At 69.4% G+C, this 24,016-nt stretch carries 18 protein-coding genes, 1 pseudogene and 1 riboswitch; of the genes and pseudogenes, 12 read left to right on the forward strand and 7 right to left on the reverse strand.

Going from position 1 to position 24,016, the window contains the following annotated elements:
* Nucleotides 1-9 precede the first annotated feature (9 nt).
* The 3 genes and pseudogenes from ACFY3V_RS27130 to ilvC form a co-directional block, all read left to right on the forward strand.
* Nucleotides 10-1,749, forward strand: a pseudogene (locus ACFY3V_RS27130) (acetolactate synthase large subunit); the annotation flags it as partial.
* Between the two features lie 2 nt (nucleotides 1,750-1,751).
* The gene (gene ilvN, locus ACFY3V_RS27135; protein WP_350947623.1) at nucleotides 1,752-2,276 is read left to right on the forward strand and encodes an acetolactate synthase small subunit; all 525 of its coding nucleotides are present in this window, start codon (nucleotides 1,752-1,754) and stop codon (nucleotides 2,274-2,276) included.
* Nucleotides 2,277-2,315: 39 nt separating this feature from the next.
* Entirely contained in the window at nucleotides 2,316-3,296 is a 981-nt protein-coding gene (gene ilvC, locus ACFY3V_RS27140) for a ketol-acid reductoisomerase (protein ID WP_362899664.1), read from the forward strand.
* Between the two features lie 148 nt (nucleotides 3,297-3,444).
* On the opposite strand, the gene ACFY3V_RS27145 is transcribed toward ilvC, so the two are convergent.
* The gene (locus ACFY3V_RS27145; RefSeq protein ID WP_362899444.1) at nucleotides 3,445-4,338 is read right to left on the reverse strand and encodes a CAP domain-containing protein; all 894 of its coding nucleotides are present in this window, start codon (nucleotides 4,336-4,338) and stop codon (nucleotides 3,445-3,447) included.
* Nucleotides 4,339-4,707: 369 nt separating this feature from the next.
* Between ACFY3V_RS27145 and ACFY3V_RS27150 the strand changes: the two genes are divergently transcribed.
* Nucleotides 4,708-6,078, forward strand: coding sequence for an MFS transporter (locus tag ACFY3V_RS27150; protein WP_362899446.1), 1,371 nt, complete (start codon nucleotides 4,708-4,710; stop codon nucleotides 6,076-6,078).
* A 16-nt stretch (nucleotides 6,079-6,094) separates the two neighbouring features.
* Here the strand turns inward: ACFY3V_RS27150 and ACFY3V_RS27155 are convergent, their stop codons facing one another.
* The gene (locus ACFY3V_RS27155; protein ID WP_389777373.1) at nucleotides 6,095-6,631 is read right to left on the reverse strand and encodes an FHA domain-containing protein; all 537 of its coding nucleotides are present in this window, start codon (nucleotides 6,629-6,631) and stop codon (nucleotides 6,095-6,097) included.
* Nucleotides 6,632-6,719: 88 nt separating this feature from the next.
* On the opposite strand from ACFY3V_RS27155, the gene ACFY3V_RS27160 reads away from it, so the two are divergent.
* From ACFY3V_RS27160 to ACFY3V_RS27170, 3 genes are all read left to right on the forward strand, one after another.
* Nucleotides 6,720-7,325: a PadR family transcriptional regulator gene (locus tag ACFY3V_RS27160; RefSeq protein ID WP_389777376.1), complete on the forward strand. Its 606-nt coding sequence runs from the start codon at nucleotides 6,720-6,722 to the stop codon at nucleotides 7,323-7,325.
* 104 nt (nucleotides 7,326-7,429) lie between these two features.
* Nucleotides 7,430-8,137, forward strand: a complete 708-nt coding sequence (locus ACFY3V_RS27165) for an ABC transporter ATP-binding protein (protein ID WP_389777379.1) — start codon at nucleotides 7,430-7,432, stop codon at nucleotides 8,135-8,137.
* Nucleotides 8,138-8,228: 91 nt separating this feature from the next.
* The gene (locus tag ACFY3V_RS27170) at nucleotides 8,229-10,832 is read left to right on the forward strand and encodes an FtsX-like permease family protein (protein WP_389777382.1); all 2,604 of its coding nucleotides are present in this window, start codon (nucleotides 8,229-8,231) and stop codon (nucleotides 10,830-10,832) included.
* 175 nt (nucleotides 10,833-11,007) lie between these two features.
* On the opposite strand, the gene ACFY3V_RS27175 is transcribed toward ACFY3V_RS27170, so the two are convergent.
* Nucleotides 11,008-11,862: a hypothetical protein gene (locus ACFY3V_RS27175; protein ID WP_350947629.1), complete on the reverse strand. Its 855-nt coding sequence runs from the start codon at nucleotides 11,860-11,862 to the stop codon at nucleotides 11,008-11,010.
* A 284-nt stretch (nucleotides 11,863-12,146) separates the two neighbouring features.
* Between ACFY3V_RS27175 and serA the strand changes: the two genes are divergently transcribed.
* Nucleotides 12,147-13,736, forward strand: coding sequence for a phosphoglycerate dehydrogenase (gene serA / locus ACFY3V_RS27180; RefSeq protein ID WP_389777387.1), 1,590 nt, complete (start codon nucleotides 12,147-12,149; stop codon nucleotides 13,734-13,736).
* 606 nt (nucleotides 13,737-14,342) lie between these two features.
* Here the strand turns inward: serA and ACFY3V_RS27185 are convergent.
* Entirely contained in the window at nucleotides 14,343-14,951 is a 609-nt protein-coding gene (locus ACFY3V_RS27185; RefSeq protein ID WP_350947631.1) for a C40 family peptidase, read from the reverse strand.
* Nucleotides 14,939-15,157: riboswitch (cyclic di-AMP (ydaO/yuaA leader) on the reverse strand. (Overlaps the previous gene by 13 nt.)
* Nucleotides 15,158-15,312: 155 nt before the next feature.
* On the opposite strand from ACFY3V_RS27185, the gene ACFY3V_RS27190 reads away from it, so the two are divergent.
* Both ACFY3V_RS27190 and ACFY3V_RS27195 read left to right on the forward strand, forming a co-directional pair.
* Complete coding sequence (locus ACFY3V_RS27190; protein WP_350947632.1) at nucleotides 15,313-16,359, forward strand: 3-isopropylmalate dehydrogenase; 1,047 nt, start codon at nucleotides 15,313-15,315, stop codon at nucleotides 16,357-16,359.
* A gap of 173 nt (nucleotides 16,360-16,532) precedes the next feature.
* Nucleotides 16,533-17,627 (forward strand): branched-chain amino acid aminotransferase, encoded by a 1,095-nt coding sequence (locus tag ACFY3V_RS27195; protein ID WP_350947633.1) that lies wholly within the window; start codon nucleotides 16,533-16,535, stop codon nucleotides 17,625-17,627.
* Nucleotides 17,628-17,892: 265 nt separating this feature from the next.
* Here ACFY3V_RS27195 and ACFY3V_RS27200 read toward each other — a convergent pair whose 3' ends face one another.
* Together ACFY3V_RS27200 and ACFY3V_RS27205 are read right to left on the reverse strand one after the other, a co-directional pair.
* The gene (locus ACFY3V_RS27200; RefSeq protein WP_350947634.1) at nucleotides 17,893-18,483 is read right to left on the reverse strand and encodes a Uma2 family endonuclease; all 591 of its coding nucleotides are present in this window, start codon (nucleotides 18,481-18,483) and stop codon (nucleotides 17,893-17,895) included.
* A 102-nt stretch (nucleotides 18,484-18,585) separates the two neighbouring features.
* Nucleotides 18,586-19,239: an O-methyltransferase gene (locus ACFY3V_RS27205; protein WP_350947635.1), complete on the reverse strand. Its 654-nt coding sequence runs from the start codon at nucleotides 19,237-19,239 to the stop codon at nucleotides 18,586-18,588.
* Nucleotides 19,240-19,528: 289 nt separating this feature from the next.
* On the opposite strand from ACFY3V_RS27205, the gene cimA reads away from it, so the two are divergent.
* Complete coding sequence (gene cimA, locus ACFY3V_RS27210; RefSeq protein ID WP_350947636.1) at nucleotides 19,529-21,103, forward strand: citramalate synthase; 1,575 nt, start codon at nucleotides 19,529-19,531, stop codon at nucleotides 21,101-21,103.
* 182 nt (nucleotides 21,104-21,285) lie between these two features.
* Here the strand turns inward: cimA and ACFY3V_RS27215 are convergent, their stop codons facing one another.
* Nucleotides 21,286-22,965 carry a heparinase II/III family protein gene (locus ACFY3V_RS27215; protein ID WP_389777395.1) on the reverse strand — a complete coding sequence of 560 codons (1,680 nt, stop codon included), beginning with the start codon at nucleotides 22,963-22,965 and terminating at the stop codon, nucleotides 21,286-21,288.
* A 337-nt stretch (nucleotides 22,966-23,302) separates the two neighbouring features.
* On the opposite strand from ACFY3V_RS27215, the gene ACFY3V_RS27220 reads away from it, so the two are divergent.
* The gene (locus ACFY3V_RS27220) at nucleotides 23,303-23,899 is read left to right on the forward strand and encodes an HD domain-containing protein (RefSeq protein WP_350947638.1); all 597 of its coding nucleotides are present in this window, start codon (nucleotides 23,303-23,305) and stop codon (nucleotides 23,897-23,899) included.
* The last annotated feature ends 117 nt before the right edge of the window (nucleotides 23,900-24,016 follow it).

Here is a 24,016-nt window from a genome sequence, read left to right on the forward strand (position 1 = left end):
AGGAACGAGCCGATGACCGAACAGATGACAGGAGCCCAGGCCCTCGTGAGGGCGCTGGAGCTCGTCGGGGTCGACACCGTGTTCGGGATCCCGGGCGGCGCGATTCTCCCCGCCTACGATCCTCTCTACGACTCGACCAAGGTCCGGCACGTGCTCGTACGGCACGAGCAGGGTGCGGGGCATGCGGCTCAGGGCTACGCGCAGGCCACCGGCAAGGTCGGGGTGTGCATGGCCACGAGCGGCCCCGGCGCCACCAACCTGGTCACCCCGATCGCCGACGCCTACATGGACTCGGTCCCGATGGTCGCGATCACCGGTCAGGTGGCCAGCGCCGCCATCGGCACGGACGCCTTCCAGGAAGCCGACATCTCCGGCATCACCATGCCGATCACGAAGCACAACTTCCTGGTCATCGACCCGAACGAGATTCCCAGGACGATCGTGGAGGCCTTCCACATCGCCTCGACGGGGCGTCCCGGGCCGGTGCTGGTCGACATCGCCAAGGACACGCTCCAGGCGAAGATGACCTTCGAGTGGCCGGTCGCGATGCAGCTGCCCGGCTACCGTCCGGTGACCCGGCCGCACTCCAAGCAGATCCGCGAGGCGGCGAAGCTGATCGCCGAGGCGAGGCGGCCCGTCCTCTACGTGGGCGGCGGCGTGCACCGGGCCGGGGCGTCGGGGGAGTTGCTGGAGTTCGCCGAGCTGACCGGCATCCCGGTGGTCACCACCCTGATGGCGCGGGGCACCTTCCCCGACAGCCACCCGCAGCACATGGGCATGCCCGGTATGCACGGTTCGGTCTCGGCGGTCGGCGCGCTGCAGAGGTCCGATCTGATCATCGGGCTCGGTGTCCGCTTCGACGACCGGGTCACCGGCCAGCTGTCCAGCTTCGCGCCGCACGCGAAGGTCGTCCACGCGGACATCGACCCGGCGGAGATCTCCAAGAACCGGCACGCGGACGTCCCGATCGTGGGCGACTGCAAGGAGGTCATCTCCGACCTGATCGCCGCGGTGCGCGGTGAGGGGCGCAAGGGCGACTACGCCGACTGGTGGACGGCGCTCAACGCCTACAAGGCGACCTATCCGCTGGGCTACACCGAGTTCGAGGACGGCTCCCTCGCCCCGCAGTACGTCATGGAGCGGCTGGGCGCGCTCGTCGGCCCGGACGCGATCTACACCGCGGGTGTCGGACAGCACCAGATGTGGGCCGCGCAGTTCATCGGCTACGAGAACCCCGGCACGTTCATCAACTCCGGCGGCGCGGGCACGATGGGCTTCGCCGTCCCGGCGGCGATGGGGGCCAAGATGGGCCGCCCCGACACCACGGTGTGGGCGATCGACGGCGACGGCTGCTTCCAGATGACCAACCAGGAGCTCGCCACCTGCACGATCGAGGGAGTGCCGATCAAGGTCGCGATCATCAACAACGGTAACCTTGGCATGGTCCGGCAGTGGCAGACGCTGTTCTACAACCAGCGTTACTCCAACACCGACCTGCAGACGGTCCGCCGCATCCCCGACTTCGTCAAGCTCGCCGAGGCCTACGGTTGCGTGGGGCTGCGGTGCGAACGCCCCGAGGACGTGGACGCGACGATCAAGAAGGCCATGGAGATCAACGACGTGCCGGTGGTCGTCGACTTCGTGGTGCACCAGGACGCCATGGTGTGGCCGATGGTCGCGGCCGGGACCAGCAACGATGACATCAAGTTCGCGCGCGACATGGCGCCGGTCTGGGACAGCGAGGACTAGGCATGAGCAGGCACACGCTCTCCGTGCTGGTGGAGAACAAGCCCGGCGTGCTCGCGCGCGTCGCGGCGCTGTTCAGCCGCAGGGGGTTCAACATCGACTCGCTCGCGGTCGGCCCGACCGAGCACGCGGACATCTCCAGGATGACCATCGTGGTCAACGTCGCCGACCTGCCGCTGGAACAGGTCACCAAGCAGCTCAACAAGCTCGTCAACGTGCTGAAGATCGTGGAGCTCGACCCGGCGCAGTCGGTGCAGCGCGAGCTCACGCTGATCAAGGTGCGGGCCGACGCCGACAACAGGTCCAGCGTGCTGGAGCTGGTCAACCTGTTCCGGGCACGCTGTGTCGACGTTTCCTCCGACGCGGTGACCATCGAGGTCACCGGCACTCCGGACAAGCTGCAGGCCTTCATCAAGGTCCTGGAGCCGTTCGGCATCAAGGAGCTCGTCCAGTCGGGCATGGTGGCCATCGGCCGCGGTGCCCGTTCCATCACCGACCGTTCTCTCCGGGCCCTGGACCGGACCGCGTAACGCGTACGAGAAACCCGAAAGGTTAAGCAAGTGACTGAGATCTTCTACGACGACCAGGCCGACCTGTCGATCATCCAGGGCCGGCACGTCGCCGTTCTGGGATACGGCAGCCAGGGCCACGCCCACGCGCTCTCGCTGCGCGACTCCGGCGTGGACGTGCGGGTCGGCCTGCCCGAGGGCTCCAAGAGCAAGGAGAAGGCGGAGGCCGACGGCCTGCGCGTGCTCACTCCCTCGGAGGCCGTCGAAGAGGCCGACCTGACCATGATCCTCGCGCCGGACCACATCCAGCGCCACCTGTACGCCGACCACGTGGCCCCGAACCTCGTCGAGGGCGACGCGCTCTTCTTCGGGCACGGCCTCAACATCCGCTATGGCCTCATCGAGGCGCCCGAGGGCGTGGACGTGGCCATGGTCGCTCCCAAGGGCCCCGGCCACCTCGTACGCCGCCAGTACACGGCGGGCCGCGGCGTGCCGTGTCTCGTCGCGGTCGAGAAGGACGCGAGCGGCAACGCCCTGGACCTCGCCCTGTCGTACGCCAAGGGCATCGGCGGCACCCGCGCCGGCGCGCTGAAGACGACCTTCAAGGAGGAGACCGAGACCGACCTGTTCGGTGAGCAGGCCGTGCTGTGCGGCGGCGTCTCCGAGCTGATCAAGGTCGGTTTCGAGACCCTGATCGAGGCGGGCTACCAGCCCGAGGTCGCCTACTTCGAGTGCCTGCACGAGATGAAGCTGATCGTCGACCTGATGTACGAGGGCGGCATCCACAAGATGTACTGGTCGGTCTCCGACACCGCCGAGTACGGCGGCTACTCCCGTGGCCCGCGCATCGTGACGCAGGAGACGAAGAAGGAGATGCAGCGCATCCTCGCCGAGATCCAGTCCGGCGAGTTCACCAAGGAGCTGGTGGACGAGTTCGACGGCGGCCAGAAGAAGTTCACCGCCTACCGCGACGAGCTGGCCGAGCACCCGATCGAGAAGACCGGCGCCAAGCTCCGCCCGATGATGAGCTGGCTCAAGTAGAGGTTCGGGTGACGGCGTTCATGTGACGGCGTTCATGTGACGGCGCCGAGCCGAAAGCAGCGGCCCGTGCCCCTGGTGACGAGAACTCGTCACCAGGGGCACGGGCCGTTTCACACCGGGTGCCTCGCGGTCCGGTTGTGCCTGATTCCTAGTGCTTGGCGAAGTTCTGGGTCCAGTAGATGCCCCGGGAGCTGTTCGCCACGCCCACGCCGAGGTGGGTGTAGGCGCAGTTCATGATGTTGGCCCGGTGCCCGGAGCTGTTCATCCAGGCGGTGACCACGTCGGCCGGGGTGCGCTGGCCCATCGCGATGTTCTCGGCCCAGGCGCGCATCGGGCTGAACCCGCTCGCCTTGATCCGGGCGGTCATGTCACGGCCGTCCTGCGAGGTGTGGCTGAAGTAGTTCTTGGCCGCCATGTCGTCCGAGTGGCCCTGCGCGGCCGAACGCAGCTGCGGGTCGGAGATGAGCGGGCCACAGCCGCCCTTCTGCCGCTCGACGTTGGTCAGGCGCACCACTTCCTCGGACAGGGAGGATCCCGGTGCGGAGCTGGGAGTGGAGCTGGGGGTGGGGGTGGGCTTGGTGGGGGTGGCGCTGGCCGACGGGGTCGGGGTCGGCCTGGGGGTGGTGGTAGTGGTCGGCGCGGGGGTGGGGGCCGGGGTGTCGGTGGGGGAGCAGCCGAGCCTGACGGGCTTGGAGCGGCCGCTGTTTCCCCGGTAGTCGGTGACGACGGCGTAGTAGACGCCGGGAGCGCAGCGCAGTCTCACCGTCACCCGTCCGTTGGTGCCCTTCCGGGACGCGCTCTTCACGATCGGGTCGGCCCCGGGAACGGCGCGCTTGACGCGGATGCGGACCAGGGCGGTGTCGTCGCAGCCGAGCCGCGCGGCGGAGGCCTGGATCCGTCCCGCCGCGGTGACGTACGGCTTGGCGGCGTACACACGGCACTCGGCCTGCGGAGCGGACGCGGCGTGAGCCGTGGCGATCGGCGTGCTGATGGCCGCCAGACTCCCGAGGCAGAGCAGTGCCGCCCCTAGCGGTCTGCGCATGTCGGTTCCTCCGGTTGGTTAGACGCTGGATGGCCCCCGCATTCTGTCGGTGACAGATCCGTCTTGTCAGCAAATTCCGGACATTTACTGTGAGTCCCAGGTAAACCAGAGTGATCGCATAGGCGTCTGGGGCCGATGGTGCTCCGGTCGGCGTCAGGGATGCCCGAGAGATGAAATTTCCCTCTATGGGCCACTTGAGCTGGATATATGCCGCATGAAGGGAGGTGGTCCCGCGGGGGTCATCCGGGCCGGACGGCGGTTTCGTCGCCGGGCTCTCCCGGACCGACAGGAGCCGAAATATTCTCGTCTTCCGGCGATCACGAGGTTCCGGGGCCTACCGGACGTCCACTCGCTGCGATTGAATGTGGCATGGTCTCCCCGGCGCCCTCACCGGCCGTCGTCACCGTGTCGCGCGGCGTGCGCGTCGGCTACGGTGTCGGCTCGATCTGCACCGCGACCTTCTCCACGGTCCCCGGATTGCTGCTGCTGTTCTACATGACGAACGTGCTCGCGGTTCCCGCGTGGATCGCCGGCATCGTGGTCTTCCTGCCCAAGCTCTGGGACATGTTCATCAACCCCTGGGTGGGCCAGCGCTCCGACCGGACGGTCTCCCGCTTCGGCGCCCGCCGTCCCTGGCTGCTCATGGGCGCGGTCACCCTGCCGGTGACGTTCGCCCTCACCTTCGCGGGCCCCCCGCTCACCGGCCTCTCCGCCGCCCTGTACGTCGCCTTCTTCTACTTCCTCACCGCGACGGCCTACGCCTTCTACGAGGTCCCCTACAAGGCGATGCCCGCGGAGATGACCGACGACTACCACGAGCGTTCCTCGCTGCTGCAGTGGAAGATGGTCTTCGTCGGCCTGGGGATCCTGCTCTCCGGGGCGGTCGCGCCGGTGATCGCGGGCACCGAGGCCGCCGGCTACCGGACCATGGGGCTGGTCATCGGTGCCGTGCTGCTGCTGTCGATGCTCGGCGCCTTCTTCGGCACGGCCCGGGCCCCGATGGTCGCGCGGGCCGAGACGGAGCCGTCGATCGCCGCCCAGTTCGCCGCCGCCCGCTCGAACACGACGTTCATGGTGCTGCTCGGTCTGAGCTGCGCCCAGATGTTCGCCGCCGGAGCCATGCTCGCCGGAGCGCCGTACTTCGCCACCTACACGCTGGGCGACCCGGCGGCGACCACCACGCTCTTCCTGGGCATCGTCGGTCCGTTGCTGATCACCATGCCGCTCTGGGTCCGGCTGTCCAAGCGCTACGACAAGCGCGGCGCGATGATCCTGGCGTCGGCGCTGTTCATGGTGGGCGCCGTCGGGATGGCCTTCGCCGGTCCGCTCGGCTGGGCGTACGCGCACGCGTGCGTGTTCCTCGTCGGCGTCGGCTACGCCGGGTTGCAGCTGCTGCAGTTCTCGATGCTTTCCGACGTGATCGTCCACGACGCCCTGGTCACCGGCAAGCGCAGGGCCGGGGTGTTCACCGGGCTCTGGACGGCCGCCGAGACCGTGGTCTTCGCGTTCGGCGCGCTCGTGCTCGGCTGGTTGCTGGGCGCGACCGGATTCGTCGAGTCCGACCCCTCCACGCCGGTCGCCCAGCCCGAGTCGGCGACCACGGCGGCACTGTACGGCTCGACGCTGCTGCCCGCGATCCTGATGGGGCTCAGCATCCTGCTGACCATGCGCTACACCCTGACGGCGGCGAAGATCAAGGAAGCCCAGGAAGCCGGAGCGGCCAGGGGCCAGGAGGGTTGAGAGGATCCCCCTGCCTCTAGGGCGTGATCATCAGGAAGCCGCAGTCGCCGAAGGAGACGACGTCGCCCGGCCGGACCTTGGCCGGGCCGACCAGGCGCCAGTCGTTCAGGCGGGTGCCGTTCAGTGAGCCGAGGTCGACGAGGACCCAGCCCTCCTCGTCGCGGCGGAGCTCGGCGTGCACCCGGGAGACGGTCAGGTCGGCGAGGACCAGATCGCAGGACGACCCCCGGCCCACCACGTAGCGGGTCCTGCCGTCGCCGGGCAGCGCGAGCCGGGGCAGCCGCGGGCGCCGCCAGGCCGACTCCACCCGCTTGGTGAAGTCGGAGGCCGAGGCGACGGCCTCGGTGACCATGCGGCGAAACCGGCCGCGTTGCGGCAGATCGGCGACCAGATTGTCGAGCTCGTTCTGATTGCGTGCGCGCAGAGCCATGTCGACGCGGCCGAGGAAGGTGTCGTGCGACAGATGCCCCTCGACGGCACGGTCGCGCAGCTCGTTGATCGCGCGATCACGGTCCCCGTCGGAGGCACGGGCCGGGGGATGCGTCGAGCTCATCCTCCGAGTATCGGCCCCGAGGGCGGAGCCTGTCCAGAATATGCAGATCTCTTGCGCCATGAATACTGAGTATGCATACTCGGTATTCATGGCGATCCGACAGGGGCTTCTCGCCCTGCTGAGTCAGGGGCCTCGTTACGGCTACCAATTGCGTGCCGAGTTCGAGGCGTCCACGGGGGCGACCTGGCCGCTCAACATCGGCCAGGTCTACACAACGCTCTCCCGCCTGGAACGCGACGGCCTGGTGAGCCCCGGCGAGCAGGACGAGCAGGGCCGGGTCGTCTACTCGATCACCGAGGCCGGTCTGGCCGAGATGGGGCGATGGTTCAGCACCCCCGTCGCCCAGTCGGACCGGCCTCGGGACGAGCTGGTCATCAAGCTCGCCCTGGCGGTCACCGCCACCACGGACGTGCGGCCGATCATCCAGGCCCAGCGCACCGCGACCATGCGCACGTTGCAGGCGTTCGTCCAGGCCAGGCGCGCGAGCGTCGAGAACCCCGCACAGCGGCTGGTGCTCGACTCGATGATCTTCCAGGCCGAGGCCGAGCAACGCTGGCTCGACCACTGCGAGGCCGTGCTCACGGCCTCTTCCCGGACGCGAAGGCCCGCGGCCGCGGAAAACCCGAACACGGAACACCCGAACGCAGAGGTCCCGGACGTGGAAGTCCCGGACGCGGGATCCCCGCGTGGGTGACCTCCCGAAGCGTTATCCCCAGACACAGGAGACGGACAGTTGACGCCCTTACCAGGACCAGGACCACGACCACGGCCAGGCACCCGCGCGCAGGGGGTACCCAGATGACCTTCGAACCGGTCGTCCGGCTCGCGGACGTGACCCGCACGCACGGCGACGGGCCGCAGAGCGTGACGGCGCTGCGCGGGGTGAGCTTCGAGGTCGGCGCCGGAGAGCTCGTCGCGGTGATGGGCCCCTCGGGGTCAGGTAAGTCCACCCTGCTCAACCTCGCCGGGGGCCTCGACCTGCCCACCTCGGGCTCCGTGGTCGTGGAGGGCACGCCGCTGGCGAGCCTGCGGGCCGGGGAACTGGCCGGCCTCCGGCGCAGGCATGTGGGTTACGTCTTCCAGGACCTCAACCTGATCCCGTCGCTCACCGCGCTGGAGAACGTGACCCTCCCGCGCGAGCTGGACGGGGTCGCCTTCAAAAACGCCCGCCGCGAGGCGATGGAGGTGCTCACCGAGGTCGGTCTGGGCGAGATCGCCGACCGCTTCCCCGAAGAGATCTCCGGCGGCCAGCGCCAGCGGGTCGCCATCGCCCGCGCGCTGGTGGGGGAGCGGCGGCTGATCCTGGCCGACGAGCCCACCGGCGCGCTCGACACCCCGACCGGCGACGACATCCTCCAGCTCCTGCGCACCCGCTGCGACGCGGGAGCCGCCGTGCTGCTCGTCACCCACGAACCCCGCTACGCCGCCTGGGCCGACCGGGTGGTCTTCCTGCGCGACGGCGAGATCGCCGACTCCACCGCCACCCCCCTGGAGAGCGCCCGATGAGCGAGCGAACGGACGCGCCGAGCGCACTCGCGGATCCCCGGCGAACGGATCTCCAGCGAGTGGATCTCCGGCGGCGGGCGGGGGCGCCCGCGTGAGCGCGATCCTCGTCGCCCTGCGCCTCTCCCGCCGGGAAATCGGGCGAGCCAGGGGCCGCAGCGCGCTCATCATGGTCATGATCGGCCTGCCGGTCATGCTCCTCGCGGCGGGCCTGACCTGGCAGGCCACCGGAGACGTCACGCTCAGGGAAGGGCTGGACTGGAACATCGGCACGGCCGACGCGCACGTGCGGGGTACGGCCTTCGACAGGCCAGTGCGGCAGAGCGTCGGCGCCGATACCTTCCATGTGAAGGGCCGCGGCTTCAAGCAGCGGGCCCTCACGGAACGGGAGGTCCTCACCCTCTTCGGGCCGGGCAGCCGCGCAATCCCCCTGCGCGGCCTCTGGACCGGCTACGAGACGGCCGGCGCTTACCGGGAGGCCGACCTCTGGGAGATCGACCTGCACGACCCGATCACCGCGGGCATGTACACGCTCCGGTCAGGGCGCCTGCCACGAGTGGCGGGGGAGGTCGTGGTGGGCGCGGGGCTGGGGCTACGGGAGGGGAGAACCCTGACCCCGGTCGGTACGAGCACCGTCGTCACCGTGGTCGGCGTCGTCGAGTCCCGGCGCGAGCCAGAAAGCCTGGAGATCGTCGCGCCCCCGGGAACCGTGTTCGACGACGCCGGGAAGGTCGGTACGAGCTGGCTCGTCGACACTCCCGCCCCCGTCTCCTGGCAGCGGGTTCGCGAGATCAACCAGCATGGCGTCAGGGTCCTCTCACGAGCGGTGGTCAACGATCCGCCTCCCGCGGGCGCCGGCCCGGAGGATCCGTTCCCCCACAGGTCGGTGCGGGCCTCCGACGTCGTGATGGTCGCCCTCGGCGCGGTCATCGTCGTGCTGGAGGTCGTCTTCCTGGCGGGACCGGCGTTCGCCGTCGGCATCCGGCGACGCCGGCGCGAGCTCGCGCTGATCGCCGCGCAGGGCGGCTCACCCCGCCACCTGCGCGGCGTCGTCCTCGCGGACGGGCTCACCCTAGGGCTCGCGGCCTCCCTGCTCGGAGCCGCGGGCGGGATCGGGATCGGCGCGGCCGTCGCGCCGTTCGTCCACCGCGGCCCCCTGGAGGTGCCCGCCGGCCTGATCGCGCTCGCCGTGCTCCTGGGGGTGGTGAGCGCGCTGCTCGCGGCGCTCGTCCCCGCCGTCCAGGCGTCGCGGGCCGACGTGGCGGAGGTGCTGGCCGGCCGCCGGGACCGGGCGAGGGAACGCCGTGGCCTGCCGGTGCTGGGCGTGGTGTTCCTGGCGGTGGCGATGGCGGTCATCCTCCTCGGCGCCGCCTTCGCAAGGCGGTGGGCGCAGTACGGGTCGTGGCAGTCGGCCAGCCTGCTGTTGGGCGCGGTGCTCGGGCAGCTCGGGCTCGTCCTGCTGACGCCGTGGCTGGTCGGCGTCGCCGCGCGCCTGGCCGCGTGGTTGCCGCTGCCGTTCCGGATCGCCGCCAGGGACGCCGTGCGCAACCGCGGACGTACGGCCCCCGCCGTGGCCGCGGTGCTCGTCGCGACCGCCGTTTTCGCCACCGTGGCGGTGATGGTCTCCAGCCAGACCGCCCAGATGCGCGAGCGCTACATGCCCCAGTACGTGAGGGGGAGCACCGTTGTGTCCTCCTACGCCCCCGAACCTGCGGCCTGGAGGGAGATCAAGAGAGTCGTCACCTCCGCCCTGCCCGGGGTGCCGTTGATCGAGGCGGGAAAGTTCGCCGGGCCCGGTTCGCGACCTGTCAACGTCGTGGTCCAGCCCGGCTGCGCGAGAGATTGTGCGGAATTCCTCTCCCGCGCGTTGTTCCGTCCCCCGCCGGTAGGCGGTGCCGACCTGGTCCGCTATTTCCTGCGTGGCCCCGATCCCGCCGCCGAAGCCGCTCTCGCCGCGGGCAAGGCGGTGGTGTTCGACCCGAGGGTGTTGCGCGACGGGAAGCTGGTCTTCACGACCGATATCACGAAACGCGTCACGCGCTCGGTGCCCGCCGTCGTCCGGCGGCCCCGGGGCGAGCCGCTGGTGACCGCGGTACTCCCCGTCTCGCTGGCGGCCAAGCTGGGCCTCACCGTCGATTACGACACTCTCATCGCCGATCCGGCCGCGGTGAGCACGACGCCGCAGCAGGAGGAGCGGCTGCACGCCGCCGTCCGGGAGGTCGACTCCACCACCGTCGCCGAGGTCGAGCGGGGTTTCCGTGGCGGCGACATGGCGACGCTCCTGGCCTTCGCCGCCGGCGCGGCGGTCCTCATTCTGGGGGGTACGTTCGCGGCGACCGGCCTTGCCGTGGCGGAGGGCCGTCCCGACCGGGCCATGCTGGCGGCGGTGGGGGCGGCGGGCCGCGTCCAGCGCCTTCTCGTCGCGGGACAGGCCGCGTTCGTCTCCGGCCTGGGGGTGGGAGTGGGGATGTTCGTCGGGCTGGTCTCCGGGGCTGCGAGTGTCTTCGGCGGGTTCTACCGCAAATGGGCCTCCGGGATCACCGTGATGGACGACATGCCGCCAGGCCTGGTCACCTTCGCGGTCGACGTACCCTGGCTCCTGCTGGGAGGCGTGCTGGTCGGCCTGCCCCTGCTGACCGCGCTGCTGGCCGGGCTGTGCGTCCGGACGAGGGTGGTGCTCACCCGTCGCCTGACCTGACCCGCCGTGCCCGGCCGTCGCCCGGCGCTCCGGGGGGCGGCTGGGCATCCGGCGCGCGGGGGTCACCCCGGCGGCTCGCCGGACTGGCTCTATCTGCCGACCTGGCCTGCGGGGGCGGCCGGGCATCGGCGCGCGGGGGTCACCCCGGCTCGCCCTGCCCGGCCGGTCGGAGCGCTCAGTCGGTGACGTCGGCGCAGACCACGTGGGCGCCCAGCTCGACCATCCGCTGCTCGCTGCGCGCGTCGGCGACCCTCGCCATCAGGATCGGCGCCTCGCTCGCGGCGAGCTGTGGCAACCTGGCGCGCACCCCGCGATGGATGTCCCTGACCACGTCCTCGGCCGCCGACATGTGGACCTTCACATGCAGCATGATCCCCGGGGCGCCCGAGGAGGTACTGGCCTCGGAGATCCACACGTGGTGGACGAGCGGGTAGTCGACGAGCAGGTGTGAGATCGCGGCACGCAGCGCGGGCAGGATCGGGTGGTCGCATCGGCGGTATCCCGGGTCCACCATCTGCATCGGGCCCGACAGGTGCGGGCGAGGTGCCGGGATCCACGGCTGGGAGGGCGCTGCCGGCACCGGCGTTCTCTGCGGGCGCGCGGGCGCGGGACGCGAGACCGTGGCCATCGCCCCGGTCGCGTACGCCGTCGGCGCCGCGCTCGACAGCGCGGGCGTGGGGCCGCTGCGCGTCGAGAGCAGGTAGCGCTGGAGGTCCTCGATCGGCACGGCCGCGGCCGCCGGACCCGCCGCGTCGATCACGATCTCCCGCACGCCGGTGACGCGCTGGATGTCGAGGATGGTGTCGGCGTCGCACGCCGACAGCGAGTGGCTGCCGCGGTGCCGCGCGTAGGTGTCCGCCGAGGTGTATCCGAGCAGGACACGATCACCGGCCTGGGTCGTGCCGAGCACGACGGAGCGGTCGGGTCGCACGGCAACCAGGAGTCCCCATTCGGCCAGCGCCGCGAGCAGCCGGTGCGGGTCGCCGTGCTGCGCGAGTACGTTGCCGAGAGCGGGGTTCCCGATGCTCATATGAGGAACGATAGGTAGTGGACCACGGCTTATCAGGGTAATAGCGAAGTTTTCTTGGGATCAAGACCAACTTGAATTTTGGTGCATGAGATCTGTCAAGGACGGGTAATCGCCTCGTGGGTCGCGAGATCCCCTCACGTCCCACCCGTCTCCGGAGCCTCTCCGAGGGGTTTCCCGGTGGCGCGAAGCGTCTCGGATCGCGGGACACTCGTGAACGCGTTCACAAGCGCCGATAGACTACGTGAGGTCCGTGCACCCCTCACCGTCTAGTAAGGATCCAGCCTGTGAACAAGCCCGTCGTACTGGTCGCTGAGGAACTTTCCGAGGCTGGTCTCGCGGTTCTGGGCGCGGACTTCGAAGTCCGCCACACCGACGGCGCCGACCGCGCCCAGTTCCTGCCCGCCCTCGCCGACGTGGACGCGCTCATCGTGCGCAGCGCCACGCAGGTCGACGCCGAGGCGATCGCCAACGCTCCCAGGCTCCGCGTCGTCGCCCGCGCGGGCGTCGGCCTGGACAACGTCGATGTGGAGGCCGCCACCAAGGCCGGTGTCATGGTCGTCAACGCGCCGACCTCCAACATCACCAGCGCCGCCGAGCACACCGTCGCCCTCATCCTCGCCTCCGCCCGCAACGTCGCCCAGGCGCACTCCGCGCTCAAGGGCGGCGAGTGGAAGCGCTCGAAGTACACCGGGGTGGAGCTCGACGAGAAGGTCGTCGCGATCCTCGGCCTCGGCAAGATCGGCCAGCTGGTCGCGCAGCGCCTCCAGCCGTTCGGCGTCGAACTGATCGCCTACGACCCCTACCTGCAGCCGGCCCGCGCCGCGCAGATGGGCGTCCGGCTGGTCTCGCTCGAGGAGGCCCTGAGCGAGGCCGACTTCATCACGGTGCACCTGCCCAAGTCCAAGGAGACCATCGGTCTCATCGGCGACAGGGAGCTCCACGCGGTCAAGCCGAACGTGCGCCTCATCAACGTCGCCCGGGGCGGCATCATCGACGAGAACGCCCTCTACTCCGCCCTCAAGGAGGGCCGCGTCGCCGGCGCCGGCATCGACGTGTTCCCCAAGGAGCCGGTCACCGACAGCCCGCTCTTCGAGCTCGACCAGGTCGTCGTCACCCCGCACCTGGGCGCCTCCACCCACGAGGCCCAGGAGAAGGCGGGCACCCAGGTCGCGCGCAGCGTGAAGCTCGCCCTCGCCGGGGAGTTCGTGCCGGACGCGGTCAACGTCCAGGGCGGTGCCGTCGCCGAGGACGTCAAGCCGGGCCTGCCGCTCGCCGAGAAGCTCGGCCGGGTGTTCACCGCCCTCGCGGGCGAGGTCGCCACCAAGCTCGACGTCGAGGTGCGCGGTGAGATCGCCTCCCACGACGTCCGCGTGCTGGAGCTGGCCGCGCTCAAGGGCGTCTTCACCGACGTGGTCGAGGACTCGGTCACCTACGTCAACGCCCCGCTGCTGGCCAAGGACCGGGGGGTGTCGGTCGAGCTGGTCACCAGCTCCGAGAGCCCCGACTGGCGCAACGTCGTGACGGTCCGCGGCGTCCTCGCCGACGGCCGCACGGTCTCGGTCTCCGGCACCCTGTCCGGGCCGAGGCAGATCACGAAGATCGTCGAGGTCAACGGCTACCAGATGGAGATCGAGCCCACCGACCACCTGTCGTTCTTCACCTACACCGACCGTCCCGGCATCGTCGGCGTGGTCGGCCGTATTCTCGGCGACCACTCGATCAACATCGCCTCGATGCAGGTGGCCCGGGACGCCAAGGGCGGCAAGGCGCTGATCGCCCTCACCGTCGACACCGCGATCCCGGCCGAGGTGATCGACCAGATCGGCGCGGAGATCGGCGCCGACAGCGGCCGCTCGGCCGACCTGGCCGACTAGCCCCGTTTCCCGCGCGTGCCGCGTCGTCGCGGGTCGGTGGCCCTTCCCGATCCAGGACGACATGCGATCACCCAGGACCGATCGGGGGACGTACGGGAAACACGGCCGTGGTCCACCGATGTGGCCGCCGCCCCGATGACCGGGGCGGCGGCCACATCTCGTCTCAGCATGTGAGAAGTGTGTACGCCGGGCGAGACGGCGTTTCCGTGGGCAGGTAGCCTGGAATGAAATGCGCCAGGTTCTCGTAATTCCTACCTGCCGCGGCGAGGCCTGACAGGGGCAGGCCGGCGACTCGCCGCGGTGTTGTGGCGCTTGCCGGCTCCAAGCCCCCGTCGCCGGTCCGTGATCCGGACCCTCGACATCAGGCCTGGTCGGAGTCCCGACCGGAGACTTGACCACCTTCCTTGCTCGCGTGCGACCGAGACGAGATTCGCCATGTACGACATGTATCCCTGGAACCGTCCCGAGGAGACAGAGGACGAGGCCACCGACGCGCTCCAGACCGCTCTGGACCGCAGGGACAACGGTGGTGCCCCCACCCGCTGAACCCGTTCTCGCCGCCACCGGGGCCTCCACGGCCTCCCGGCGGCGATCCGCCGGCGTGTCTCATCCGCCGGGCACGACTTCGGTCGCGAGCTCGACCCGCTTGGCGAGCTGGACCCCCTGCGGGTCGGGGCGGACCGCGCCGACGAAGGAGGCGCGGCGCCAGGAGCTGAGCTTCTCCTCCTTGACGACGTCGCCGCTTTGCGGGGCGTGAACCATGTAGCCGGGCTTTGTGATCATGCCGACGTGGCCGAGGCCGCTGAAGAAGGCCAGGTCACCGGCTCTGAGGTCCTTCCAGGCGATCTTCTTGGAGAAGGCGGCGTACTGGTCGTAGGTGACGCGGGGGAGTTTGATCCCGGCGGCGCCGTAGGCGCGGAGCATCAGGCCGGAGCAGTCGAAGCCGCCGTTGCCGGTGCCGCCCCAGACGTAGGGCGTTCCGCGCTTGGACATGGCCCACTGCACGGCCTTCTGCCAGGCGGGCCTGACGTCCATCGCCTTCAGCGTTTCCTTCAGCGTGGGGGTTTTGAGCGCTGCGGGTCCGGGGGCGGGGGGCGGGGAGGCGGCCAGGGCGGCGGTCGAGGTCGCGCACACCGCGGCGCCGGCGAGGATCAGGGAGGCGGAGATGGACAGGACGCGGGGGAGAACTGTGCCGGACAGGATGATTCCTTCCATAAGGCCGGCCGGGTGAGCTGTCGGGCTCGGGCGTGGAGGCCGCCCTACGGCGCGAGAACGCGCTGATTCGCCCCAAGGGATCCGCCTGATGACGACCGGGAACGCGCTCCGGGGGAGGGGCGGTGTTCTCGGGGGTGCGGTAGATCCCGTAAAGAGTGGTTCCCCGGCTCCGTGCGGGCCCGGTAAGGGGATGGCCCGTACGGATTAGGCAGTGATGTGAATGGGAGGACCATAACGAAACCTCCCTAAACGGTCAATAGGGAGCAAAAAAGGACAAAACGATCAGAGGGTCTGTCGTGCGAACACGTCCGCAGAATGAGACCGGTGTTCAATCGCCGAGACGGACCGGTAAGGTGCCTGCATGGATTCGCGTAACATTCGCCTGGCGGTCATCCCCGGGGACGGAATCGGAGTCGAGGTCGTCGCCGAAGGGCTGAAGGTCCTCGAAGCGGTCGGTACGAAGGTGGAGACCACCACCTACGACCTCGGCGCCAAGCGCTACCACGAAACCGGCGAGACCCTGCCGGACCCGGTCCTCGACGAACTGCGCGGATACGACGCGATCCTGCTCGGCGCGGTCGGCGACCCCAGCGTGCCCCCGGGCATCCTGGAGCGCGACCTGCTGCTCAAGCTCCGCTTCCAGCTCGACCACTACGTGAACCTGCGCCCGGTCAAGCTCTTCCCCGGCGTCGAGACGCCGCTGGGCGGATCCCGCCCCGAGGACATCGACATGATCGTCGTCCGCGAGGGCACCGAGGGCCCGTACGCCGGAGCGGGTGGCGTCATGCGCAGGGGCACGCCGCACGAGATCGCCACCCAGGAGTCGCTGAACACCGCCTACGGCGTCGAGCGCGTCGTGCGTTACGCCTTCGACAAGGCGCTCGGCCGCCCCCGCAAAAAGCTGACGCTGGTCCACAAGACCAACGTGCTCACCTACGCCGGCGACCTCTGGGCCCGCACCTTCGACCGCGTCGGCCTGGAATATCCCGAGGTCCAGACCGACTACTGCCACGTCGACGCGGCCTCGATGTTCTTCGTCAGCCAGCCGGAGCGCTTCGACGTGATCGTCACCGACAACCTCTTCGGTGACATCCTCACCGACATCGGCGCGGCGATCGCCGGCGGCATCGGTCTGGCGGCGAGCGGCAACGTCAACCCCGACCGCACCGCGCCGAGCATGTTCGAGCCGGTTCACGGCAGCGCCCCCGACATCGCGGGCCAGGGCAAGGCCGACCCGACCGCCACGATCCTGTCGGTCGCCATGCTCCTCGACCACCTCGGTATGGCCGCCGAGGCCACCAGGGTCGAGCAGGCCGTCGCCGACGACCTGGTCGAGCGGACGGCCGGCCGGGCCGGCCGGACCACCCACGAGATCGGCGACGACATCACCGCCCGAGTAGCCGGCTGAGGAAGCCGCCTCCCTCGACCCCGACGCGCCTGGCGGCTCACCTGAGCCGCCAGGCGCGTTTTTGTTTCTCCAGCACTGCCGGTTTTCGGCATGGATGGAGTAGTTTCCCGTTACCCGGTCCGACGCAGAATGGACCCAAGGGTAAGCCAGACCTCAAGAGAAGGATCCGTGCGATGACCACCGCTCAGAAGCTCAGCTTCGACGTGCAGCTCTCCGACCACGCTCGCACCGCGGCAGAGCGCGAGCAGGTAATGGCGAGTCCCGGGTTCGGTCAGGTCTTCACCGACCACATGATCTCGATCGACTACACCGAGGGTGAGGGCTGGCACGACGCCAGGCTCATGCCGTACGGCCCGCTCAGCCTCGACCCCGCGACGTCGGTCTTCCACTACGCGCAGGAGCTTTTCGAAGGGCTCAAGGCCTACCGCCAGGAGAACGGCGCGATCGTGGCCTTCCGGCCGGAGGCGAACGCCGCCCGCTTCAACAGCTCCGCGCTGCGGATGGCCATGCCCGAACTGCCCGAGGAGACGTTCGTCGAGTCGCTGGAGCTGCTCGTCCAGACCGACCGCGAGTGGGTCCCGACCACGCCGGGGCACAGCCTCTATCTGCGCCCCTTCATGATCGCCACGCAGCCGGCGCTCGGCGTCAACTACCCGTCCAGGAGCTACAAGTACATGGTCATCGCCTCTCCGGCGGCGGCCTACTTCGGAGGCGGGCAGGCCGTGACGGTCTGGCTCTCCACCGAGTACACCCGCGCGGCCCCCGGCGGCACCGGCTTCGCCAAGTGCGGCGGCAACTACGCGGCGGCCTTCGTCGCCCAGCGCCAGGCCGTCGAGCAGGGCTGTGACCAGGTGGTCTGGCTGGATGCGGGCGAGCACCGCTACGTCGAGGAGATGGGCGGGATGAACCTGTTCTTCGTCTACGGAGACCGCCTGCTCACCCCGGCGCTCACCGGCACCCTCCTGCCCGGCATCACCCGTGACTCGATCCTCTCCCTCGCCTCCGACCTCGGCCTCCAGGCCGAGGAGGGGCGCCTGTCGGTCGAGGAGTGGCAGCAGGGCTGCGAGACGGGCGAGCTCACCGAGGTCTTCGCCTGCGGCACCGCCGCGGTCGTCACCCCGGTCGGCTCGGTCAAGGGCGCCGACCGCGCCTGGACGATCGGCGACGGCACCCAGGGGCCCGTCACCTCGAAGATCCGCGAGGAGCTCGTGGGGATCCAGTACGGGACCCGTCCCGACCCGCACAGCTGGGTCCACAAGATCTGCTGAGCACCTTCCACCGCCGTCGAGGGCGACGGAGCGTATGGCTGGGTCCACACGATCCGTTGCCCCCGTTTTCCACACGCGTCGTGTCGTCGCGGGTGAGCGGCCGTGTCCGATCCGGTGCGACGAGTGATCACTTCAGGTTGATCGAGGTCGCGCGCGGAGTGCAGGGCCGATCCCGTGCGGGAGAGGCCCGGTCGAGGCGTCCGGGGACCCCGGCTCGGCGGGGGCTCCGGCCTCCCGCCCCGGCCGGGCCTCCCGCCGAGTGGGCCTACCCTTCGGTCAGCTTGCCGGTGTCGATCGTGAGGTTCCAGGGAGCGGGGAGCTCAAGGGGCTCTCCAAGGGTCACCTGGTGTTGCCGCTGGTAGCCCCTCTCCCCGGGATGGCTGAGGAGCCGGGCGAGATTCTGGGTGGCGTCGATCACCAGATAGAGCGGAACCCCGGCGATCGCGCAGTTTTCCGGTTTGGTGACGTGGTCGTCGCTCCGACTACTGGGGGAGACCACCTCCACGACGAGCAGCGTCTCCTCCGCATAGACGTTCTCCTCGTCCCACATGCGGGGAGACTTCGGCAGGACAAGGAGATCGGGCCGATAACGATCTTTCTGGACGCCCAGGAAGAGCTTGACGTCGTATACGGGATGCCAGCCCTGTTCCGTGGCGAACGGGATGAGCTGGATCAACAACTGCAGGATGCTCTTGGCGTGGTTGAGTGTGGGCAACTCCCTCACCACGATCCGGCCGTTGATGATCTCGACCTTACGGTCGGGCCACTGGTCGCAGGTCCTCTGGTAGTGCGCTTCGAGCTCCTGATGGTTGGTGGACACGGGCTTCGCCTCGCGGCGTTCCAGGGTCTTGGCCATGAGGTCATCCTTCCCTCCGCGCGGGTGGGCGCAACGTGTTTGTCACATCGCTTACAGTAATCGGAAAGGTTTTCCTTCGCCCGCGATTCGGGAAAGTTTTCGTCAGTGCTTTCGAATCATGGTGAGGCCGTCGGCGATGGGAAGCATGATCGAGGTGACCCGCTCGTCGGCGCTCACCATGTCGTTGAACTCGCGGATGTGCCGCACGGTCTCGTCGTCCCTGGTTGGGTCGGCGACGTGCCCGCTCCACAGGGTGTTGTCGACGAGGATCACCCCGCCGGGGGCCAGGCGCGACATGAGGATCTCGTAGTAGACGGGATAGTTGACCTTGTCGGCGTCGATGAACGCCAGGTCGACGGCCGGGTGTTCGGGAAGCTCGCGCAGCCGCTCGGCCGCGGGCCCGATCCTCAGCTCGATGCGGTCGGCGACCTGCGCTTTCTCCCAGTAACTCCGGGCGACCGCCGTCCACTCCTCGCTCACGTCGAAGCAGGTGAGCCCGCCGCCGGGAGCGAGCCCTCTGGCGAGGCAGATGGAGGAGTAGCCGGTGAAGGTGCCCACCTCCACCGCGTTCCTGGCGCCGCAGAGCTGGGCGATCATGGTAAGGAAACGCCCCTGGTCGGGGGAGATCTGCATGGACGCGTTGTCGCCGGTCAGCTCGCGGGTCTCGACGGCGAGGGCGTCGAGGACGTCGTCGGGCTGGCTGGTGTGCGCGAGCAGATACTGCCCCACGGTGGGGTCGAGATAAGTCGCCTTCATGGGGCCCATTCTCGCCGGTGCCGGACGGCGACGGGGGTGATTCCAGGCCGTGTCCCGGGCCGTTCGGGCACGCCGCGGATCTCGGATCCTGAGATCGATGTGTCAGATGGTGTCGGCGTGTGGCAGACTCCGAAGCATCATGTTCTACGGTCTGCTCATTATCGGCAGGCGCGCCGGCTGAAAAGGGACACCGCCGGCGCGCAGACCTCTCACGTCCGTGAGGGGTCATTTTTGTTTCCAGAAGCCGAACGAGCGCGCGGCGAATCATCGAACCGCGAAGGAGATTGACATGGCCGACGATCGTTTCCACGTGTACGACACGACTCTCCGTGACGGTGCCCAGCAGGAGGGGCTCAACCTCACGGTGGCCGACAAACTGGCCATCGCGCGTCACCTGGACGGTCTGGGCGTCGGCTTCATCGAGGGAGGCTGGCCGGGAGCCAACCCCAAGGACACGGAATTCTTCAGGCGCGCTCAAACAGAGCTCGACCTGAAGCACGCGCAGCTCGCCGCGTTCGGCGCGACCCGCCGGGCAGGTGTGAAGGCAGCCGACGACCCATTGGTGGCCGCGCTGCGCGAATCCGGCGCGCCGGTCGTAACCCTTGTCGCCAAGAGTCACGACCGGCACGTGGAGCTGGCCCTCCGCACGACCCTTCAGGAGAACCTCGCGATGATCCGCGACACGGTCTCCCACCTTCGTGCGGAGGGCCAGAGAGTCTTCCTCGACGCGGAACACTTCTTCGACGGTTACAAGTCCAACCCCGACTACGCGCTGGAGGTCCTGCGCACCGCGGCCGAGGCGGGAGCCTCGGTCATCGCGCTGTGCGACACCAACGGGGGCATGCTCCCCGACGAGCTGGCCGAGGTGGTGCACGCGGCCGTCGGGACGTCGGCGAGGATCGGCATCCACTGCCACGACGACACCGGCTGCGCGGTCGCCAACTCGCTGGCCGCGGTCAAGGCGGGCGCCACCCACGTGCAGGGCTGCGCCAACGGCTACGGCGAGCGGTCGGGCAACGCCAACCTCTTCACCGTGGTGGCGAACCTGCAGCTCAAGCGGGGGTTCGACCTCGTGCCGAAGGAGGCGCTGGCCGACATGACCAGGATCGCCCACGCGATCACCGAGGTCACCAACGTCACCCCCAACTCCCACGCTCCCTACGTGGGCGTCTCCGCCTTCGCGCACAAGGCCGGGCTGCACGCCAGCGCGATCAAGGTCGATCCCAACCTCTACCAGCACATCGACCCCGCCGAGGTCGGCAACGACATGCGCATGCTCGTCTCCGACATGGCCGGGCGCGCCTCGGTCGAGCTCAAGGGGCGCGAGCTGGGTTACGAGCTGTCCTCCGACACCTCACGGGAGCTGGTGAACCGGGTCAAGGAGATGGAGTCGAAGGGCTACACCTTCGAGGCCGCCGACGCCTCCTTCGAGCTCCTGTTGCGCGACACCGTCGCGGGCGAGAGCAGGCGCCACTTCCAGGTCGAGTCCTGGAGGGTGATCGTCGAGCGGGCGCGAGGCGGCGAGGTCGTGAGCGAGGCCACCGTGAAGCTGCACGCCAAGGGGGAGCGGATCATCGCCACCGGTGAGGGCAACGGCCCGGTCAACGCCCTCGACCGGGCCGTGCGGCTGGGCCTTGAGCGGCTCTACCCCGAGCTGGCGGGGGTCGAGCTGATCGACTTCAAGGTGCGGATCCTGGAGGGTACGCACGGCACCGACGCCGTCACGCGCGTGCTGATCACCTCCAGCGACGCGGCCGGGGAGTGGTCCACGGTCGGCGTCGACGAGAACATCATCGAGGCCTCCTGGCAGGCGCTTGAGCAGGCGGTGACCTTCGGGCTCCTGCGCGCGGGCCACGCCGTCTGACAGCCGCCCCGCCACAGCCCTGGGGGGCGGCGGGCGCTGTCGGGAAAGGGCCGCCGGGAGACCTCCTCACGGTGAACGGGCGGGTGCCGGGAGGCACCCGCCCGTGTCGTCTCCGGCGAGGAGAGCCGTCAGGCTCGGCGGGAAGGCCGCCGGAGAGGACTCTTCTCGGGCGGGGGAGACCGTCAGGAGAGGTCGGCGCCGCGCACGCGGAAGCTCACCTGGCCCTCAGAGGTCTCCAGGCTGACCTTGCCGCCCGAGCAGGAGAGCGACGGACTGCCTGTGCCGGGCACCACCACGGTCAGCACGGCGTCGCCCGAGGCGGGCGAGACGACCGCGGGGGCGGGGTGCTTCAGCAGGTAGGAGGAGGAGACCCAGCCCTGGTAGGGGTTCTTCTGACCCTGGACCACCTTCAGTCCCGAGACCGGCTTGCAGGACGGCATCGAGACCTGGACGAGCGTCGCCTTCCAGCCCGTCTTGTCCTTCACCACGACCTGGCCGCCGCTGCTGGAGACGGTGGACAGTTCGTGGGAGAAGTGCCAGATGTTGCGGACCTTCGAGCCCTTGGGAACCGTGTCCAGCACGGCCATCACGTCCTCGCGGTGGTTGACGAGCACCGAGCGGGTCCTGGGCACGCCGTAGGCCCTGTCGGTGAGCCGGTAACTCTGCCGGTCGGAGCCGATCGAGGACCTGCTCAGCGCGGTGGCGGTCTTGCCGCGGAATCTCGCCCCGGCCACCATCGAGGTGTTGTGGGCCTCGGGGGACATCGTCCAGTGGCGGTAGCCGCTGTTCTCGTAGGAGTCGAAGCCGGCGTCGACCAGGACGTTACGGCCCTGGGCGTAGTAGGTCACGCCCAGGTGGTCCTCGTGGCCGTGATACTTCATGCCGGGCCCGAAGCGGATGGAGTAGAACGCCGACTCGGGCTTGTCCCAGGCGGTGCGCCCGTAGACGTAGCCGCCCCGGAACACCCGTACGGCCTGCTTCGGGTGGCTGTAGCCGACCGGCCGCACGTCCGCGCCGCCGTCACCGATCGGGACCATGAACCCGTCGGGCTGGGTGGAGTGGGAGATGAAGTCCTCCAGCGACTTCCAGCGCCTGGAGATGTCGGCGGGCACCTTCCGCTTGCAGGCCCTGATGTCGTCCATCGCGACCTTCAGGCGGTCGTAGACGTAGAGCGCGTAGCGCGGGGCCTGTTCGCGCAGCGCGCCCTGGGAGTCGACGTCGAGCTTCACGGTCTCGGTGAGCCGCCTGATCGCGAGGCTGGACCACTGGTCACGGCCGTAGCGGCAGCCGATGCCGAGCAGCGCGATGTCCTGGTCGATCCCGTGGTTGTGGCCCTTCTCGTACAGCCTGGGGTCGGAGAGCATCTTCGCGTGCTCGGCCAGGCTGCCGGAGAGCCACGACCCGCCGACGTGCTTGCTGAGGCAGACCAGGGCGGGGGCGCGCAGCGCGATCGGGTGCTCCTGCCAGGCGTACGGGCTGGTCTTCGCGCCGCCGCGGGGGTTGTCCGCCACCCAGTCCTTCGCGATCTCGACGGCCCGCGCCAGGTAGGCCTCGTTGCCGTTCGTCTCGTAGTCGGCGACGAGACGGCCCATCCAGCGCAGCGAGTGGAAGACCATGCTCCACGAGCGGTTGCGGTAGGGATCGGTACGCCAGTTGACGTCCTTGCCGATCTTCACCGGGTCCAGGGCGAGAAAGGCGAGCTCGCCGTTCATGATGTCCGCCCCCGTCGGGGTGGCGGGGAGCCAGTCGCCCTGGCACTCGGTGGTGCGTTTCGCCTCCCTCGCCTCCGCGGTACCGGCTGTGACGCCGCAGGTCATCAGGAGGATGAGGGAGAGAGCGAGTGCTTGTGTGCGGCGGCGCACGCCAGTTCCTTCCGGGCCGAACGGGGGAGGTGGATCATGCTTCCGAATCCCACCAAACCGGTCAAGCTGGGGTGGTCGCTTCCGGAACATCGTTAGCAACTAGATGCGGGTCTCCCAGTTTCCTCACAGCCGTCACGCGATTCACAGAGGTCACAGCGTTGGCCGGTCGGTGCGGTCGGTGCCGCTCGTGTCGCCGCGCCGCGTCCGGTGTCGCCTGCGCCGCTCCTCACCCTCACGGTACGGGCGGTGAACCCACGCTCGTACCGTGGCGTGATTCCATCGGTCGATGGCCCTGCGACCACTCGCGCGGGTCCTCGCGTTTCGGCAGGCTCGGGGCATGAGACTCGCCGACATCGTCATCCCCGGCACACCGGCCGCACGTGGCGCGCTAGAGGTGGCGACCGCCTACTGTTCGCCCGCCCTGCTCAACCACTCCGTCCGCGCCTACCTGTGGGCGGCGGCCTACGGCGCGATGAACGGCATCGCCTTCGACGACGAACTGCTGTACGTCGCCTCGATGATGCACGACATCGGCCTCGTGAGGGAGTTCGACAGCCACACCGTGCCGTTCGAGGAGGCGGGGGGCCACGTCGCGTGGGTCTTCGCCGCCGGGGCGGGGTGGCCCGTGGAGCGCCGCGTACGCGCGTCGGAGATCGTCGTACGCCACATGTGGGACAAGGTCGACCCCGAGCAGGACCCCGAGGGACATCTTCTCGAACTGTCCACCGGGCTCGACATCTCCGGGCGGGGAGTGGAGAACTTCCCCGCGGAGCTCCGCGCCGAGGTGCTGGAACGCCACCCCCGGCTGGGCATCGGCCCGGAGTTCACCGCGTGCTTCGTCGACCAGGCCGCGCGCAAGCCGGACAGCCTGGCCGGGCGATTCGTCCGCGCGGGGGTCGCCGAGCGCATCGCCGCCAACCCCCTTGACCACTGAGGACTCACCGCCGGTCCCCTGAGTCCCCCGTCCGAGCCGCTGAAGAACTTCCGGTTCAAGGGCGGCCGGAGGGCTTCTTCGCCTGAACCGCTGAGGTGCTTCGGACTCGGGGGCCGG

Origin of the sequence: Streptosporangium sp. NPDC000095, from assembly GCF_042899335.1 — a bacterium.
Taxonomy (GTDB): domain Bacteria; phylum Actinomycetota; class Actinomycetes; order Streptosporangiales; family Streptosporangiaceae; genus Streptosporangium.

Excerpts from the sequence above, each read along its gene's own strand:
- ACFY3V_RS27220 (WP_350947638.1), top strand. The coding sequence starts at position 23,303 with ATGAGACTCGCCGACATCGTCATCCCCGGCACACCGGCCGCACGTGGC.
- ACFY3V_RS27205 (WP_350947635.1), bottom strand. The coding sequence starts at position 19,239 with ATGAAGGCGACTTATCTCGACCCCACCGTGGGGCAGTATCTGCTCGCG.
- ACFY3V_RS27200 (WP_350947634.1), bottom strand. The coding sequence starts at position 18,483 with ATGGCCAAGACCCTGGAACGCCGCGAGGCGAAGCCCGTGTCCACCAAC.
- ACFY3V_RS27155 (WP_389777373.1), bottom strand. The coding sequence starts at position 6,631 with ATGAGCTCGACGCATCCCCCGGCCCGTGCCTCCGACGGGGACCGTGAT.
- ACFY3V_RS27145 (WP_362899444.1), bottom strand. The coding sequence starts at position 4,338 with ATGCGCAGACCGCTAGGGGCGGCACTGCTCTGCCTCGGGAGTCTGGCG.
- ACFY3V_RS27165 (WP_389777379.1), top strand. The coding sequence starts at position 7,430 with ATGACCTTCGAACCGGTCGTCCGGCTCGCGGACGTGACCCGCACGCAC.
- ACFY3V_RS27160 (WP_389777376.1), top strand. The coding sequence starts at position 6,720 with ATGGCGATCCGACAGGGGCTTCTCGCCCTGCTGAGTCAGGGGCCTCGT.
- ACFY3V_RS27190 (WP_350947632.1), top strand. The coding sequence starts at position 15,313 with ATGGATTCGCGTAACATTCGCCTGGCGGTCATCCCCGGGGACGGAATC.
- ACFY3V_RS27150 (WP_362899446.1), top strand. The coding sequence starts at position 4,708 with ATGGTCTCCCCGGCGCCCTCACCGGCCGTCGTCACCGTGTCGCGCGGC.
- cimA (WP_350947636.1), top strand. The coding sequence starts at position 19,529 with ATGGCCGACGATCGTTTCCACGTGTACGACACGACTCTCCGTGACGGT.
- ACFY3V_RS27195 (WP_350947633.1), top strand. The coding sequence starts at position 16,533 with ATGACCACCGCTCAGAAGCTCAGCTTCGACGTGCAGCTCTCCGACCAC.
- ACFY3V_RS27175 (WP_350947629.1), bottom strand. The coding sequence starts at position 11,862 with ATGAGCATCGGGAACCCCGCTCTCGGCAACGTACTCGCGCAGCACGGC.
- ilvN (WP_350947623.1), top strand. The coding sequence starts at position 1,752 with ATGAGCAGGCACACGCTCTCCGTGCTGGTGGAGAACAAGCCCGGCGTG.
- ACFY3V_RS27185 (WP_350947631.1), bottom strand. The coding sequence starts at position 14,951 with ATGGAAGGAATCATCCTGTCCGGCACAGTTCTCCCCCGCGTCCTGTCC.